This is a genomic window from Bradyrhizobium tropiciagri (assembly GCF_001189845.1).
In the GTDB taxonomy this organism is placed as follows: Bacteria; Pseudomonadota; Alphaproteobacteria; order Rhizobiales; family Xanthobacteraceae; genus Bradyrhizobium; species Bradyrhizobium tropiciagri.
Genome location: NZ_LFLZ01000042.1, coordinates 61,451 through 76,460, shown reverse-complemented (window position 1 = coordinate 76,460; position 15,010 = coordinate 61,451). Strand labels below are relative to the sequence as shown.

The 15,010-nt window shown below is 59.3% G+C and carries 16 protein-coding genes and 2 pseudogenes; 6 read left to right on the top strand and 12 right to left on the bottom strand.

The window, feature by feature from the left end; translation table 11 throughout:
* Positions 1 to 166: 166 nt before the first annotated feature.
* Positions 167 to 537 (top strand): annotated as a pseudogene (locus AKN84_RS50800) (helix-turn-helix domain-containing protein); the annotation flags it as partial.
* Positions 538 to 834: 297 nt separating this feature from the next.
* Here the strand turns inward: AKN84_RS50800 and AKN84_RS46145 are convergent.
* The 8 genes from AKN84_RS46145 to AKN84_RS50795 all read right to left on the bottom strand — a co-directional run bounded on the left by AKN84_RS46145 (position 835) and on the right by AKN84_RS50795 (position 7,805).
* Positions 835 to 1,191 (bottom strand): hypothetical protein, encoded by a 357-nt coding sequence (locus tag AKN84_RS46145; RefSeq protein WP_128971240.1) that lies wholly within the window; start codon positions 1,189 to 1,191, stop codon positions 835 to 837.
* Between the two features lie 182 nt (positions 1,192 to 1,373).
* The gene (locus AKN84_RS28305) at positions 1,374 to 2,021 is read right to left on the bottom strand and encodes an energy transducer TonB family protein (protein ID WP_157863348.1); all 648 of its coding nucleotides are present in this window, start codon (positions 2,019 to 2,021) and stop codon (positions 1,374 to 1,376) included.
* A gap of 71 nt (positions 2,022 to 2,092) precedes the next feature.
* The gene (exbD, locus tag AKN84_RS28300) at positions 2,093 to 2,527 is read right to left on the bottom strand and encodes a TonB system transport protein ExbD (RefSeq protein WP_050423833.1); all 435 of its coding nucleotides are present in this window, start codon (positions 2,525 to 2,527) and stop codon (positions 2,093 to 2,095) included.
* Positions 2,528 to 2,532: 5 nt separating this feature from the next.
* Positions 2,533 to 3,345, bottom strand: a complete 813-nt coding sequence (exbB, locus tag AKN84_RS28295; RefSeq protein ID WP_128971239.1) for a tonB-system energizer ExbB — start codon at positions 3,343 to 3,345, stop codon at positions 2,533 to 2,535.
* Positions 3,346 to 3,429: 84 nt separating this feature from the next.
* On the bottom strand, positions 3,430 to 5,763 hold the full coding sequence (locus AKN84_RS28290; RefSeq protein WP_050423822.1) for a TonB-dependent receptor domain-containing protein: 2,334 nt from the start codon (positions 5,761 to 5,763) through the stop codon (positions 3,430 to 3,432).
* 62 nt (positions 5,764 to 5,825) lie between these two features.
* Positions 5,826 to 6,425 (bottom strand): TonB-dependent receptor plug domain-containing protein, encoded by a 600-nt coding sequence (locus AKN84_RS47835; protein ID WP_128971238.1) that lies wholly within the window; start codon positions 6,423 to 6,425, stop codon positions 5,826 to 5,828.
* Positions 6,426 to 6,893: 468 nt separating this feature from the next.
* Entirely contained in the window at positions 6,894 to 7,244 is a 351-nt protein-coding gene (locus AKN84_RS28275; protein WP_157863346.1) for a DUF2946 family protein, read from the bottom strand.
* Between the two features lie 297 nt (positions 7,245 to 7,541).
* Complete coding sequence (locus tag AKN84_RS50795) at positions 7,542 to 7,805, bottom strand: hypothetical protein (RefSeq protein WP_430649940.1); 264 nt, start codon at positions 7,803 to 7,805, stop codon at positions 7,542 to 7,544.
* A gap of 388 nt (positions 7,806 to 8,193) precedes the next feature.
* Between AKN84_RS50795 and AKN84_RS28270 the strand changes: the two genes are divergently transcribed.
* Positions 8,194 to 9,255 carry a CobW family GTP-binding protein gene (locus tag AKN84_RS28270; RefSeq protein ID WP_128971236.1) on the top strand — a complete coding sequence of 354 codons (1,062 nt, stop codon included), beginning with the start codon at positions 8,194 to 8,196 and terminating at the stop codon, positions 9,253 to 9,255.
* On the top strand, positions 9,176 to 9,394 hold the full coding sequence (locus AKN84_RS49375) for a hypothetical protein (RefSeq protein ID WP_128971235.1): 219 nt from the start codon (positions 9,176 to 9,178) through the stop codon (positions 9,392 to 9,394). Before AKN84_RS28270 ends, AKN84_RS49375 begins: the two co-directional genes overlap by 80 nt.
* Before the next feature lie 420 nt (positions 9,395 to 9,814).
* On the opposite strand, the gene AKN84_RS28265 is transcribed toward AKN84_RS49375, so the two are convergent.
* Complete coding sequence (locus AKN84_RS28265) at positions 9,815 to 10,384, bottom strand: Crp/Fnr family transcriptional regulator (protein WP_244485540.1); 570 nt, start codon at positions 10,382 to 10,384, stop codon at positions 9,815 to 9,817.
* A 34-nt stretch (positions 10,385 to 10,418) separates the two neighbouring features.
* On the opposite strand from AKN84_RS28265, the gene AKN84_RS49370 reads away from it, so the two are divergent.
* On the top strand, positions 10,419 to 10,751 hold the full coding sequence (locus tag AKN84_RS49370; protein WP_244485538.1) for a hypothetical protein: 333 nt from the start codon (positions 10,419 to 10,421) through the stop codon (positions 10,749 to 10,751).
* Positions 10,752 to 10,897: 146 nt separating this feature from the next.
* On the opposite strand, the pseudogene AKN84_RS28260 reads toward AKN84_RS49370, so the two are convergent.
* Together AKN84_RS28260 and AKN84_RS48575 are read right to left on the bottom strand one after the other, a co-directional pair.
* Positions 10,898 to 11,667: pseudogene (locus AKN84_RS28260) on the bottom strand (ferredoxin--NADP reductase); the annotation flags it as partial.
* Positions 11,668 to 12,203: 536 nt separating this feature from the next.
* Positions 12,204 to 12,428: a hypothetical protein gene (locus AKN84_RS48575; RefSeq protein ID WP_202814711.1), complete on the bottom strand. Its 225-nt coding sequence runs from the start codon at positions 12,426 to 12,428 to the stop codon at positions 12,204 to 12,206.
* 5 nt (positions 12,429 to 12,433) lie between these two features.
* Here AKN84_RS48575 and AKN84_RS28255 point away from each other — a divergent pair, with 5 nt between their 5' ends.
* Positions 12,434 to 13,117 (top strand): hypothetical protein, encoded by a 684-nt coding sequence (locus tag AKN84_RS28255; RefSeq protein WP_202814710.1) that lies wholly within the window; start codon positions 12,434 to 12,436, stop codon positions 13,115 to 13,117.
* Positions 13,118 to 13,543: 426 nt separating this feature from the next.
* Entirely contained in the window at positions 13,544 to 13,723 is a 180-nt protein-coding gene (locus tag AKN84_RS46130) for a hypothetical protein (RefSeq protein WP_128971234.1), read from the top strand.
* On the opposite strand, the gene AKN84_RS28250 is transcribed toward AKN84_RS46130, so the two are convergent.
* Positions 13,720 to 14,532, bottom strand: a complete 813-nt coding sequence (locus tag AKN84_RS28250; protein ID WP_128971233.1) for a type I restriction enzyme HsdR N-terminal domain-containing protein — start codon at positions 14,530 to 14,532, stop codon at positions 13,720 to 13,722. The genes AKN84_RS46130 and AKN84_RS28250 overlap by 4 nt on opposite strands.
* Between the last annotated feature and the right edge of the window lie 478 nt (positions 14,533 to 15,010).

Sequence of the window (15,010 nt, the reverse complement as noted above, 5' to 3'; positions counted from 1 at the left end):
TTGAGCCTTCCTCATCGCGAAGATCTCCTCGCCTTCGTGGCGCATGATCAAGCGCGACGGTCTCCATTGCAGGCATTAGCTAGTTGTGAACTTTCAGGAGGTTGTCCACTCGGCCCCGACCGTGAACCTGATGTCGCCAAACACACAGTGATTCTCGGGGGACCGAATGGACACTCACAAGAATGCGCCTCTGACGCCCAAAGGTCGAGAGGCCCTGGTGCGAAGCGTTGTTGAAGGAGGGGCTGAGCAAGGCGGCTGCCGCGCGCCAATTCAACGTGACGCCAAAGACGGTTGCCAAATGGGTCAACCGTTTCCGCACAGAAGGTGTGGATGGGTTTGCGGGATCGTTCCTCACGGCCTCATTCATTGCCGAGCCAAACCCCAGCGGCCGCGTGTGCCGCCGTCGAGGCGTTGCGCCGACAGCGCTACACAGGCAAGCAGATCGCCACTGAGGTCGGGGTATCGGTAGCGACCGTCAGCCGCATCCTGCACCGGCTCGGGCTGAACAGGCTCGCCGCGCTGGAGCCAGCCGATCCGCCCCCCAGCTCCGTGAAATCCTCTCAGATGCGAGACCCGACTTTCAGCCGCCGAAGCCGGAAACCCGCTGGCGCACGCCATGCCGAAAATGCAAGCTGAACGGAGCCTGGCATGTCACCACTCCCTAGCGGGATCGAGCCGTCAAAGTCAGGGGGAACGGTCGGAATACGATTCCAGCTCCAAACGGCGACATCATCCTGGTGCCTCGTCAAAGTCCACCTTGGCCGCTACGCGCCATCGGCCCGCGCGTCACTATGGCGCCTCGTCGCTAGGAATGGAGTCTTACCCCACCGAGATTTAGAAGCCACAGTCTCTGTAGTCCTTTCTGGCGAGCCGGAAACGCGAGCCGACAGCAACAAAGTCCACATCCAGATATTGATTTCCCCGACGATATTCGCCCAAACCGTCGCATCGAAGGCATTCGAGATTTATCCGCCAGCGCTTCTCTTGCGGAGAGTAGGTTGCAAAATCATTCTGAGCGCTGGGAGGTCCCTTGCAGATTTCAGCGATATACTGTCGGATTTCAGCGGGCAGATCGTCGATATGATGAGGATTCCATGGATCATTCTTGGTGACGGCGCTGCCCTTAGCGTCAGCCGCCACCACACTGCAAAGTAGAAGAAAAAGAACCGACAATGAGGTGCGCATTGCCATTGGACACGCCTTACTTGAACGGCTCTAACAACACATGCAGCCTTCCCCTTGGTCGCCTTGGCGTCGAAAGGTACTCTGCTGGTCTAGTACCCTGACCGTGCGGCCTATCGCTCCCCGGATCGCCTGTGCTCGGCCTATATAATATAGAATCCTTATCCCAACTGCGGGTCTCGTCGAACGCATCAGCGCGCGAAAGCGACCGGCGCGAGGTAGCTGTCATCGGCCCCGGGCTTCTCGGCCGGGAACGGCGGAAAGGGACTGGCGCGGTGGAGGAGCTCGAGCGCCTCCCGGTCGAGTACTGTATTGCCGGACGACTTCGATACCTCGCTCGCGATGACGTCACCCGCACGATTCAACTCAAATCGCACCACCGTCGTACCTGAGGCACCATGCGCCGCCGCCGGATAACGTTTGAAGCGCTGCAGATGACCGAACACCAGCGCGTTGTAGGCGTTTGCGCTTGCCTGTGAGAACCGGCCGACATGCTCGGTCTTCGGAGGCGCGCGCGTTTCGGGCGCGGGCGGCTGCACCTGAGGCTTTGGCTCTTCAATTTGTTTGGGCGTCTCTTGTGGCAGGGTGACCTCCGCTTGCGCCTGAGGCGGAGGCGGCTGCTCGACCTTCTCGACTGGCTGCTCCTGCTTGGGCTGCTCCTTGGGCCTCTCCTCCGCCTGTTGCATGGTCGGGCCGACCGCGATGTCCTGGTTCTGGATTTCGGGCGAACTCGCGTCGACCGGTGCGAGCGTCACGCTGATCGCCGGAATGATGTTGGGCTCGACGGGCTTGCGCGCATACCACAGTGCGACCGATGCGACGATTGCCACATGGGCCATCAGGATCGCGAGCGCTGCCAGCGTCCAGCGCGAGATGCCGGGGCGCTCCGGCAGATGCAGTGTATACGCGGTCATTGCTTTGCGGCCGGTGTTTCCAGCCCCACTAATGCGAGCTTCAGATATCCGCCGTCCCGCAACGTGTTCAACACCTGCATCAGATCGCCATAGCTCAGCGATTTGTCGGCGCGAACGAAGATCGTCTCGTCCTTGTGGTTGTTGGTAGCGGCATCGAGGGTGGCCGAAAGTGAATCGCGAGCCACGACGGTTTCGCCGACTGCAATGGTCTGATCCGGCTTGATCGTGACGAAGATCGGCTTGTCTGGCCGGGGCTGCTCCGGCGCGGTCGACGCGGGAAGGTTGACACCGATGTCCACGGTGGCAAGCGGCGCAGCGACCATGAAGATGATAAGCAGCACCAAAATGACGTCTATGAACGGTGTGACGTTGATCTCATGCTGAATTTCGAGATCATCACCAGTCGAACGAGAACCGAGACGTACAGCCATGGCGGTCACTCCGCAGCACGTGGCAGGATCACGCCGTGATTGCGCTGCCCACGGCTGATCAGGAGCAGGAGCTGCACCGAGGCATCGCCCAAAAGCGCTCGGTAACCAGCGATCACACGAGCGAGGTGGTTGTAGATCACGACCGCGGGGATGGCTGCCACGAGCCCGAGCGCGGTGGCAAGCAGCGCCTCGGCGATGCCGGGCGCAACCACCGCGAGGTTGGTGGTGTGGGACTCCGAAATTCCGATGAAGGAGTTCATGATGCCCCACACGGTGCCAAACAGGCCGACAAAGGGGGCGGTCGCGCCGATGGTAGCAAGAATGCCGGCGCCGCGCGAAATCTGTCGCGTCATCGCCGCTTCCACACGTTCCAGCCGAAGCGCAACACGCTCCTTGAAGCCATCATCGACGATACCGTCGGACAGCTCCGCCTCGCGCGCCGTCGAGAGGATCAGTTGTGCGACAGCATCGCGATCGCCATCGCATTCGTGGACCGCATCCGCCAGGCTGCCGCCTTGCTCCAGCATCCTGACCCGTCGAAGCGCGCGGCTCCTCGAGACGCGTAGCTCGATGGTCTTGGCGAGCCAGATCGTCCAGGTGACGAGCGAGGCGAAGGCCAGCCCGATCATGACAGCCTTCACGACGATGTCGGCATTAAGGAACATTCCCCACGGCGACAGATTGCGCGGCAGCAGGGAATCCGGAACTTGGGCGAATGCGGGCGGCAGGTCGACCGCAAGGGCTACCAGAAGACCGAGGACACCCGGCACAGGCCGGAGCCAGCATCCGAGCAGAGGCTTCTTTCCGCTATGTATCATCTCTTTCTTTCTTTTCTCGATCGGCCCCCCGATCGTTTCCCCGCACCTCGTGTGTTCTGCGAAGAGCTCCTCGCGAAGTAGCTACTAAAGCAAACCTTCGAGGTGATAGTTCACGCCAGCTTTGACTTGGTTGACTGCCGACTGCACGGTCACGCTATTGCCGAACGGATCCACAAACGGCAAAGCTTTGTTGCCGAAAGCCAGATGATCATATTCAAGCTTTGCGGACCAATGTGACCCCAGCATGTACTCAAAACCGCCGCCGGTGGTCCATCCTGGCCGGGTTGTGTTGGTCTGGGTGAAACCATCGAGTGCACTGTTCACTTCCATGCGATAGTCGGCGTTCATCCACGCCGCGCCGCCTTTCGCATAGAGCATCAGCGGTCCCATGACATAGCCGACCCTGCCGGTCACGGTGTCGTACCAGTTGTGGTCGCTGGTCATCGAGAGCGACGCGGTGCCCGCAGGATCAACGAAGTTGGCCTTGCCCTGAGCCGATGTCCAGCCGAGTTCGGCCTCGACCCCGACCAGCCAATTCGGTGCGGCAAGATAATTGTAGCCGAACTGCAGGCCACCCAGGGCACCAGCCGGATTGGTTCTGTCGGGTCCAATCGGCGTGAGGACGTGCTCGCCCGCGCTGAACGCGCCGCCGAAATTGGCGCCGGCATAGGCGCCGGCCCAATGGTAGGCGATCGGGGCTGCGGCTTTGGTGTAGAAAGCGGGCAAGACACCTGCGGTCTTCTCCGGCGCCCCGAGCTTCTGCGATATGCCAAAGTAATATCCTCGGCGCGGTCCGTATTGCGGGGCGAACACGCCGATGCCGCTGCCGTTGCGGATCTGGTAGATGTAGTCGGCCACGTTGACCACGTCGAACCGGACCGTAACCGGCAGTCCGTTCCAGCCGTTGGCAAACTCGTGCGACACACCCGTGTTGACCTGCCAATAGGATGGGAGGTGGTCGCAGTTGGGGCAGACTACGCCCGCCGGGGTCGTCCGCAGGCCGCTGCCGTAGATGAAGCTCGCGCTGGCCGTGGCGCCGTCCAACCAGCTATACCCGCTGTCTGTCCACCGGTATGCGACCCTGCCTGAACCCGTATAGGTCTGGTCATGATCGGTGTGGATCCAATTGTTCTGGATGTAGACGAGGTCGTCCGGAGAAAACAGGGTCTGGTTTGACACAACAGTGTGTGCGTGCTGGACCCCCCACGCCCAACTGGTGTCAGCGGAGAAGCCGCCGTACCTGAACCTGAGTTTCAGTTCGGCGCCGTAATTCTCGGCTTTGTCATAGTTGAACGCAGTTAGCACGTACGCCTGGCCGAACTGCCCGTCGTCAAGCAGGTCCCTCGCGGTCTTGTAATAGATGCTGCCGCCGAGCTCGAGGCTCGGACAGTTTGCTGCTGCGACGGGCGCTTTGCTGGGCGTTGCCCCTGGTGTCGTCGGACATTGCGGCAGCAGTTGCTGCGTGAAGCCGGCGTCATACACGTTGGCCCGCTCAGGTTGGATTGCGCCGACGTTCTGGAGAGGCTGGCCCGCAACCTGACCGGGCAGCACGGCGGCCTGATCGGGGGTGATGATCGGGGTGCCCGCGGTGGTGCCATTGAAGATCTGGGTTGGAATCGTTCGACCAAGCACTTGTTGTGGCGGTTCGAACGTTCGCATGTAGCCTATGTGCAGGACCGTCGACCCCCATGGCTTATAGGTTAGGCTCGCGCGCGGACTGAGTTGGTTGGCATCGACATATTGGTAGATCTGGTCGAACCGCAGGCCGTAGTTGAACGTCAGTTGCTGGGTCAACCGCCACTCGTCCTGGGCATAGGCGCCAAGCTGCCAGCCAAACTTTTTGTTGGCGTCGAGAATGTTGAATGGCGCGTCGATAGCCGTCAGGCCACTTGGATCGTTCGGGTCGAGCGGTTGTACCGTGCTTACGGTCGCGATCCGGGTCTGTTCGCCGTTGGTGTAGAAGCCTGCGCGAAGAGTGTGCGCGTCGTTCAAACGGTAGGAGAAATCGCCGGACACGCCGTTCAGGAACGAGCTACGATAAACATCGGATGCGACGTTGTTGATAAACAGATCGCCTACCGGATCGGGAACAAAATGAAGATCGCTGTAACGCGAATAATACGCGAGCTGCGCATCGAAATTGCCTTCCGACTTTTGCCAGGCAACGACGTTGTAGGCGTTTTTCTCGTATTGGTTTTGATTGAGGGTGGCCGAATCGAATCCGCTCTTGCCGAATGCCGTATAGGCGGGAGCATTCGGGTTCGGGGTGCCATCCGGGTTGACGCAAGGGTTCGCGGGGTCGAATGGGCCGCCGCAAAAGCCGCCCACGTTGCCAGGCTGCCCGGGATTGTTGGGAATCTGATAACGGGTCGTACCGAACCCGGAAATGGTGACCAGCCGCGCGGTTGGATCGAGCACCGTGGACGTGTAGGCGAAGAACCTGCCCTGTTCGGAATGGTCGTGAATGGCGTTGAGCGTCGCTATGGGGTTCTCGAGGCCGAGCCCGGTGCTGAGATAACGACCGGTGACATAGTAATCGGTCTTCCCCTCGACCCCGCCATATTCAAAGCTGGGCGTGATGGTCTGCCGGCTGCCGCCATAGACGCTGACGCTGCGCCGGACAGCGCCGCTCCGCTCTTGGTCGTGATGTCGAGGACGCCGGCCGTACGCAGGCCATATTGCGCCGGCAGCGCGCCCGTGATCAGGCCAATGCTGCCGATGAAGGAGGTCTCCAGAAGTTGCGAGAAGCCGGACACACCATCGGGCAGCAGAATCCCGTTGATCCGGTACTGAACGTTGGCGTGCTCGTTGCGCACGTGAAAATCGCCCGAGCTCGTCGAGTCCTGGTAGACGCCAGGAAATTGCAGCACGATATCGCTGAGCTGGGCGGCGTTTCCCTGCGGGAGGTTCTCGATATCCTTCTGGCTAAGTTGATAGTTTGTGGTGCCAACCTTGGGCATGATGACGCTGTCACGCCGCTGGTCGAAGGTCTGGGTCTGCTGCACGACCTGGCGATTGGCTGCAGCCTGGGCCTGTTCTGCACTTGGCACAGCGGGCGCTGTCGGTGTCGGATTGCGCACGACCTGCCTTGGCGGCGACGTTCGCGGCTGCCGCCGCTCGACCGGCGCGGCGACGCGGGTTTCGGGCAAAACGTTGGTTCCCGGAGGCGCGGCCTGCACGGCCGGCGTTGATTGCGGAGTGGGCGAAGTGGCCGGTGACTCTGACGGCGTCGGCGTGGTCGAGCTTTCCGGCTGCGACGAAGGCTGAGCCGACCGAGAGGCGCTTGGCTGCGGCGTCGAGGTCGCCTCCGGGGTGCTGGGGGCCTGGGCAAGCGCGGGTGCGCCTGATGCTACCACCAGCGTGAGCGACGATGCCGACAGCAAAATCCGGCGGAAAGTACGAAAGAAAGATGGACTGTCCATGACAAATGTTTTCCTGACTGAATGCTTGCCCACGATACAAAGGCATCGTGGTCCCCAAGGAGCTTCGGCACCATGGCTAGCGGCGCGCCCACGGCGCGACGCCAGCGGCGGATCGAAGCAGCGATGTCAGGAGATCGGAGGTCCGCGTGATTCAAACGCGGCCCGCGGCAGCTGTAGCAAGAAGCGGAAATGATCGATCGGCTGATCGATCCTCGCTTCGGCAAATTCCACCTGCAGCGCCGGCGGGGTGGGCGTGAGGCCGTTACCCATGACCGCAGTGGCCATGCAGATCGGGCAGAGATAGTCGGGATGGCTGTCTGACGGGTGGTGGCGATTCTGACCACCATCTCCGCCGGAGATGGCGGTCACGAGCACGCCGGAGCGCTCGGGCGTCTTCCCCCCGATGGCGTGAACGTGACCGAAGGCCAGCGCCAGGTTGATGACGAGCGCGATGAGCGCAAGCCATGAACCATGCATGAGGTGTTTCCGAAACCAGAGCATCAGTTGGTTACTGTGTTTCGCCGATCAAACAGTACTTTAGCAGGCAACTTGGTCAATTGGGAGATATGACCGAGACTCGAATATTCCGTGTTGTGACAAGGCAGCAACGACTGAAATGGGCCTTCCATCAGCGTCCAAGGGACGCGCCCAGGTCCAAGATCATGGAACGAAGCTTTGGTCAGATCGGATGCGCGGTGGCACACTTCGCACATTCGCCCTCCACCTCGACAATCGAATGTGCCGCTCTGAAGCCGATAGTTTTCGCTGCACCTTTCAATCCGCGTGTAACCAATTTCGATCCCATTTCATGGACGGCACCGCACTCCTGGCAGACCATGAAAGCAACGGCGCGTCTCCCTCGCCGTGAAGATGGTCACAAGCAAAGCATGACGACCACGAGGCCAGCCGATGGATGCAGCCAGCCGCCTGTAGGAATTCGAGCGCTCGATAAACCTCGACGCCATGAACTTTTCGCTTGTCGCTTATCTCTCCAGCAATCTCGTAGGCGGTCAACGGTTTGTCCGACGTCCCCAGCACTGCGAGAACGTGTTGTCGCGTTGGCGTCGGGGGCACGCCCTTCGACGCGGCGTAGACGCGAGCACGAGCCTCAACCGCCTCGCGATCTACCCCATTGGCCGGCACGCTTCGCTGCCTGCCATCTTCGCGCCTATTCTGAAGGTGACTCACTCTCAATCTCCCACTGACAGCCCAAAACTGTAACGCTGCAGCGCGCTTGAGCCCGCTGTAATTCTGCGCCCAATCAAGCGGAGGAGGCTTGTTCTCGAGTTCTTTCTTGCCTCAGCCGATATGTAATGTTATAACATTACATATCGCGAGCTGCAAGCGCCCTGCACGCGCGACGAATGTGGAGACGGACGCAGCGAGCCACGAATCCAGTCTGTGACCGGAAAAGGAAATAGTCCCAATGCCCGACCTTGCGATGCAGATTCCTGTCACCGTTCTGACTGGCTATCTCGGCTCTGGGAAGACGACATTGCTAAACCGCATTCTCTCCGAGACGCATGGCAAGCGGTTTGCCGTGATCGTGAACGAATTCGGAGAGGTCGGCATCGACAACGATCTCATCGTCAACGCGGACGAAGAGATTTTCGAAATGAACAACGGCTGTATCTGCTGCACGGTCCGGGGCGACCTCATTCGTATCATCTCAGGGCTGATGCGGCGCAGCAGAGCCTTCGACGGCATTGTCGTCGAGACGACGGGGCTCGCCGATCCCGCGCCGGTGGCGCAGACGTTCTTTGTCGATGAAGACGTTCGCCGCAAGACGAAGCTCGACGCCATCATCACCGTCGCGGATGCCAGGCATCTCCTCGAACAGATCGGCCGCGCGCCGGAAGCCGAGGAACAACTCGCGTTTGCCGACATCGTGCTCGTCAACAAGGTCGATCTTGTCAATCCGGACGGCCTCGCGATGGTCGAACGTCGTATTCGGAAGATCAACCCATACGCCAAGCTTCATCGAACAGAGCGCTGTGGTATCGATCTCGCTCAGGTGTTGGGACGAGACGCCTTCAGTCTCGAGCGCGTCCTCGAAGTCGAACCGGGTTTCCTCATTGAAGAACACGAGCACGAACACGACGACGGGATCGGCAGCCTGTCCCTGGTCGCCGACCGACCGATGAAGCCCAACAGATTCGTATCCTGGATTCAGGAAGTCACCCAGCGCTACGGGACGGATATCCTGCGCATGAAAGGCATCGCATCCATAGAGGATGATGACCGGCGGTTTGTCGTTCAGAGCGTCCACATGCTCATTGAAGGCGGAAGTCAGCGTCTCTGGAAGGAGCAGGAGCCTCGCCAGACACGGCTGGTTTTCATCGGACGTGACCTGCCAAGAGACCTGCTAAGGCAAGGCTTCGAGCTTGCTGCGCCTGAGGGAGTTGCAGGTGGGCGAGATCGTAGGATTTGTCTCGAAATCCGAACTCGAGCGGATTTGCTTAATTCGCGAAGCCCGCGCGATATATGACAGCATCTTTCCTCCGACCGATGCGGTTTGCGCGCGCCCCGATGACCGAGCTAGCAAGCCGACATCCGCGGCTGGCAATGCTGCCAGGAGGCGGTCACCAGTTCCTCCAGGGTGGATCACTACGGGCGACCTGCCGTGAAGCAGCGTTCTTGATTCCGAGCAGCACGGAATGGCGCATTGCGGCGCTCCGCAGTCTCCACCATGCTGTCCCGTCAAGGCTACGCCCGAAGGTGCGCCCCGCTACCGCCAACTCGACCGTTGGGGCATAGGCCATAGCAGTGTGCGGGATGATTGAAATTCATCCAGCGCAAACGTCCGGCGCTCCTCGCGCACACCCAACAGCCGTAACGAACGTCGTTTCTCACCTGAGTGATTCGACTCGGCCTCAAATTGGAGTGTTTCGTACAAGAGCCGCGGATGGTGAGCTCAAGGACCTATGAAATGCCAAGGTGCTTGAGCGCGACGACCGCGCGCAACGAGCTGGACGAGACGGCCAAACTCCTGCACGAGCGCACGAGCTTACGAAGCTCGAGGTGAAAATCCCTATCCGGCACCGGGGTCAGATGGCGTCGCCCGTTACGGTTCTTGGGGTGGGGCCACCCGACCGATAGACCTCTTCGACTTCGAGACGAATGATGTCGCGACACTCGCACGCGGCTGCCTCGAGCCGGGGTCCGTCGATCTCGATCCGCCCTCGTTGGTCGGACCTGATGGCTCCGCGCGCGCGGAGCTTGCGCATCAGGAGCGTCACCGTGGTTCGCCGCACACCGACTATTTCGGACAACGTCTGCTGCGTGAGCGGGAGTATGTCATGATCGATGCGGTCGCGAAACTGGAGCAGCCAGCGCGCCATACGCGCTTCGACCGGGTGCAGCGCATTGCAGGCCGAACCGCGCTGGAGCTGCATCAGCATTGCCCTCACGTGGTTCTGGACGGCGCGCCGGATCGCGGGACACCGGCTGAAAGCGGCGTGGAATCGAGATGCGGAAACGCGCGAGGCTGTGCCCGCCACGCGAACCACCGCGGTAATGGCCGAAGCAGCTGGCCCAAGCGCCGACAGAATGCCAACCGCTCCCTCGTGTCCGACGACGGCGGTGGCGACCGTATGTCCGTCTGCCATGTCGATCATCAGCGAGATGGCGCCGCTATGGGGGGAAGAACACGTGATCGACCTCATCGCCCGCGCGCGAAAGGACAACGTCCTGGTCGAGCGCGATCGTCTCCAGGTCTGGCAGCAGCAGATCGAGATCCGCCGCAGGTATTCCCGCAAGAAGGCGGTTTCCAGTTGTGCCGCGGGGCGTCACCGCGCACACCCTGAGGTCGGGCATCCCCGGGCATCTCCACTCGGCGGGCAGAACGGCGATTTCACCAGAAGTTCAAATCTACTGTTTCGGGGTACTGCACTGAAATTCAACACACTTGATTGTGCACTCAACAAAGAACTCCGAACACGCGCCCGCGAGCTGAAGCGTCTGCTCCCGCATAGAAGAAATTAGATGTAAAAGAGCGATAGGGCGCAACTGCAAAATGCGAATGGTAACACCGTACGATTGCAGTAGCGCCAACGCTCGGAGTCTCACTGGCGCTCAAGGTGACTGCGATAGTCCGGAGCCTCGCTCGATCTCGCACAATCAAGCGCCAGCCGCTCGGCAAACGCCTTTTCGATCACGAATTGCGCCGGTTCGCCGTGATTGCCTTCGACAAAGCCCTTCCCTACCAATAGCTCGCGAGTATCGCGCACCAGTTCCGAGCTGCCGCAAATCATGAGACGGTCGTGCTGCGGATCGAGTTCCAGCAGCTCGACGTCGGAAAACAACTTGCCTGACGCGATGAGGTCGGTGATTCGGCCGCGATTGCGAAATTGATCGCGCGTCACGGTCGGATGATAAATCAGCGGGTAGCGTACAAAATCGCCGAGCAACTCGTCTCTCGTTAGCTTCTCCGTAATCATTTCTCCAAAGGCAAGCTCGGCGACGCGGCGGCAGCCGTGCAGCAGCACAATATTCTTGAAACGCAGATACGTTTCGGGATCCTTGATCACGCTCAGAAACGGAGCAAGCCCAGCGCCGGTGCCGATCAGATAGAGATTGCGCCCGTCCTCGAGATTATCGATAACCAGCGTCCCGGTTGCCTTGCTGCTGATGATGATCTCGTCACCCTCCGTCAGATGCTGCAGACGCGATGTTAAGAGGCCGTCCGGCACCTCGATCGAGCAGAATTCCAGCCGGTCCTCGTAATGGGCGCTCGCGAGGCTGTAGCCACGCATCAGCGACTTTTCGCCGACCTTGAGCCCGATCATAGTGAATTCGCCGCTACGGAAGTGGAACGACGGATTCCGTGTGGTGGTGAAGCTGAAAAGATTGTCGCTCCAGTCATGGAGCTTAGCACGCGTTCCTGGTTGAAATTGCTCATCCCACCGCTCCCGCGAAGATTAGGCATGATCTCGATATGGTCTTCCGAAAAGGTCATGCTCAAAAGCGTGAAACATAACCAGCGCGTACGCGTCAGGTGAAGGCAAAGGCGAGCAGGCTCGAGCAGAGCAGCACGAAACCGGCCGCGGTCAATGCCAGGAAGCTGTCGGAGACGAGATCACGATTGCGCATGAACACCCTCGATTGCGCGCTGAAGAAAGCAGCAGTCCCGCCGTGGGCTCGATGAGGAGACAAAATACTAGGCCCACCCTAGCGTTCGTGTCGCGCGTTCTTATGGGGGAGCCCGCAGCATTACCTCGTCCTGTCGGCTACAGCGCAGGAAAGGGGCAAGATGCCGAGTGCTTACGCAGGAATTGCGGCATGAGCATTAGTCGAATCGGTGATCAATTAAAGCAATAGGTGTGTACCTGACGTACAGAATGCGCCTTGTAATCGCGATGCTTCGATTGTCCGAAGGGTACCAACTCCGGCGGCGTCATTGGCTCGTTGGTATGGCGGCGAAAATTGCGGTCGTGTTTAACAACGTTTGATGAATGCGAGGAGAACGGGTTCACGCTCGATCTCGGCCTTCTCGTGCGCGCCATTGTTGTGTTCGCTACCAAGCAGGGTCTCTTCCGGATCGTCGGCGCGACGCCCGTTGCGCGTCTGAAGGAGGGTTGGGAGGAAGCGAAAGAGGGCTTGCGCTTCGCCATTAACTTTTTGCGGACAACGCCGGCATCGAAGACGAAAGCCTGCTGTCATCCCCGATGTTCGTGATCGCCCTCGCCGCGGTGAGCCGCGTTAAGGACAACAAGCTGACAAAAGAAGAAAGCCGCGCCCTGCCTTATTGGCTGCTTACCGCAAATGCCCGCGGCCGGTATTCGCGAGGCTCGACCGAAACGCTATTGAATGAAGACTTGGCCATCATCTTCCGCAGCGGCGACGTCGCGGCCTTGATTGATCCCGTCAAGCGGCAATTCGGGAGGCTCCATATCGAGGCAGACGATCTGGCGGGACGTGGCGTGAACAGCCCGCTCTTCTCACTGGCTTATCTCGCGCTCAAGGACGCTGGCGCGAAGGATTGGTTCAGCGGTCTCGGCCTTTCGCTGACCCATCAAGCCAAGCTGCACTTCATTCAGTGGCACCATATCTTTCCGAAGTCTCTGCTTAAGGACCGGCAATATGAGACTGGCGAGATCAACGAGATCGCCAACATGGCCTTTATTACTGGCCAGACCAATCGTCGTTTAAGTAATAAGGAACCGACAACTTACCTTCCGGGCATTATTGCGAAGCAAGGGCAGGAGTCGCTCGACGCGCAACACGTGCCAAGCGATCCTGATCTTCTCAAGCTCGAGAATTATAGAGCCTTCTTGAAGGCGCGGCGAGGAGCCCTTGCAGCGTGCATGAATGAATTTATCGCCAAGAAGGCGGGCGACGCCGGCAAATGATGATTGATTTATCGCAGTTCTTGTTGAGGAGGATACCCGAGACCAAATATTGGGCGCGCGGTTGCTTGAGGTTGTGCGCTTCTGTTTTGAGCATTTGCCCTGGCCAGATCGGGGGATCCTTTTCACGTTTCGTGAGGGCTCAACCTTTCACTACAGATCTATCCAGGAATATCAGAAGAATCTGCCCCCGGCGTTAGGCATTCGACTGAATTGAATTCCAGTCTTGCTCGGTTAGCGTCGCCCGTCCCCATTTCCAAACAAGGGAGCCCATTCTTCCGTCTCGAACGATCAAGGGCTTGAAGCCTCAGACTTGACTCTCCATGCGATAATCGAGTCCGGCTTGCTCCCATATCATCCGCATCGATCATCGACCTCTATGCCATCGTCGACAGTCAGGATCATCCATGAGTTGGAGGGAGCGAGGACGTGACGAAAGAGGAACGAAGACGCAAGCGCAAACCGCTGCCGGAGCCCGAGCACACGCTGCTCGCGACTGTGAAATCGGTCACGGTGAGTTTCCTCGTCCGCGGTTTCGCGCCCCCCTATCAGCCCGCCCGCCAAGCCGTCGCCTTAGCGAGAGTGATTGCATATCGTATTCGCACCTAAACGGCAGGCGGCGCTTCCGTGGCGAGGACTGTTGGAGCGGCGTCGGCCGTTTTGGCCGCATCATCAAGCTTCTCTCGTTCAGCCGTTTTCTGAAGCTTCTTGACGTACGCCGCCGCGGCTGCAGCCTCCTCGCTGTCGATCAGTTCGCGCTTCACGATTTCGTTTTCTAACAGCGAAGATAGATATTCCGGGTCCAGCCTAATGCCAGATAACCGACGAACCTCCTTACGGATGGCTTCCACCATTTTGTCGGTTCGCAGCACGGCTGCGACAGTATATTTGCTGCTCGTCTGCTTTTCGTTGAGCAACTCGGTCAATGTATCCTTCGAATAACCTTCGGAACTAAGGCTACCGAAGCAGCCGGTGATATCGCCACTCTTGCAATCGCAAGCTAAAACGTCGATCTCGAACACCAGCGTCTTTTCGATCGGCTTCCCGAATCTCAAATTGTACAGGCGCCACATCGCGCCATTTGAGAGAACTACCCAGGAAACCCCCTCATTCGCCGCGTAGTCGATGGCTTGCTTGACGTGAGCGTCCTTAAGCTCAACACCAATCGCTTTTGCCTCGATCAAGAAGCGCTTCTTGCCACCGACTGTTACGACGCGGTCAACATAAGTACCGCGGATTGCGTGTTCGCTCGAGACTTCTTTGTATTTGTCGTAGCCCAAGGCGTCTGAAAGAAAATCGGTAATAATTGTGACCGTATCGGCTTCACCGATATCTCGCTGCTTCGCTGCAGCGAGCACTTTTTGGTATTTCTTGAGTTGGCTTGATATACGCGCTGAAACCTTCGCTGAAATTCCCATATGCCTACCCGCAAAGATCTATCTGAAAGCGGTTAGGATCCCGAGATTTGGCGACACGCGCAAGAGTTTAGTTAGCTCCCCCGTGCCACTACGGGTCCATTTTGAGCGATTTCTTCGCCTTTAGTCCAATCTTGACCAGACAAGCGGCGGCTGGCGCGCTCGAGGAAATGGTCGTCGTTATGCGCCGGTCGGCTTCCGCGAGAGCGAACGCAGTCTCGGTTCGGTGTCAGGACAACCCCTGCCACGAAGCCTATCATCGCTCGTCCCCGCCGCTTCATTTGAGAATAATAGCGGAGGCGGAGTTTTCACACGGCCTGGGCCAGAACCTGACATCAACAGCCCGCGGCGGGGAGCGCGAACAGTTAAGGCCGCGTGATGGCCTTGTGGCGTCTGGCGGGAGGACTAAGATAGCACGTGAATAGTCGCGGGGTACGTCATGTGGACACTGGAGAGAGGCGGCTACGAGCGCAATCATGGC

Excerpts from the sequence above, each read along its gene's own strand:
- AKN84_RS28255 (WP_202814710.1), top strand. The coding sequence starts at position 12,434 with ATGTTCGTGATCGCCCTCGCCGCGGTGAGCCGCGTTAAGGACAACAAG.
- AKN84_RS48575 (WP_202814711.1), bottom strand. The coding sequence starts at position 12,428 with ATGACAGCAGGCTTTCGTCTTCGATGCCGGCGTTGTCCGCAAAAAGTT.
- AKN84_RS28265 (WP_244485540.1), bottom strand. The coding sequence starts at position 10,384 with ATGATCGACATGGCAGACGGACATACGGTCGCCACCGCCGTCGTCGGA.
- AKN84_RS28250 (WP_128971233.1), bottom strand. The coding sequence starts at position 14,532 with ATGGGAATTTCAGCGAAGGTTTCAGCGCGTATATCAAGCCAACTCAAG.
- AKN84_RS46145 (WP_128971240.1), bottom strand. The coding sequence starts at position 1,191 with ATGGCAATGCGCACCTCATTGTCGGTTCTTTTTCTTCTACTTTGCAGT.
- AKN84_RS28275 (WP_157863346.1), bottom strand. The coding sequence starts at position 7,244 with ATGCATGGTTCATGGCTTGCGCTCATCGCGCTCGTCATCAACCTGGCG.
- exbB (WP_128971239.1), bottom strand. The coding sequence starts at position 3,345 with ATGATACATAGCGGAAAGAAGCCTCTGCTCGGATGCTGGCTCCGGCCT.
- AKN84_RS28305 (WP_157863348.1), bottom strand. The coding sequence starts at position 2,021 with ATGGCCCATGTGGCAATCGTCGCATCGGTCGCACTGTGGTATGCGCGC.
- AKN84_RS28270 (WP_128971236.1), top strand. The coding sequence starts at position 8,194 with ATGCCCGACCTTGCGATGCAGATTCCTGTCACCGTTCTGACTGGCTAT.
- exbD (WP_050423833.1), bottom strand. The coding sequence starts at position 2,527 with ATGGCTGTACGTCTCGGTTCTCGTTCGACTGGTGATGATCTCGAAATT.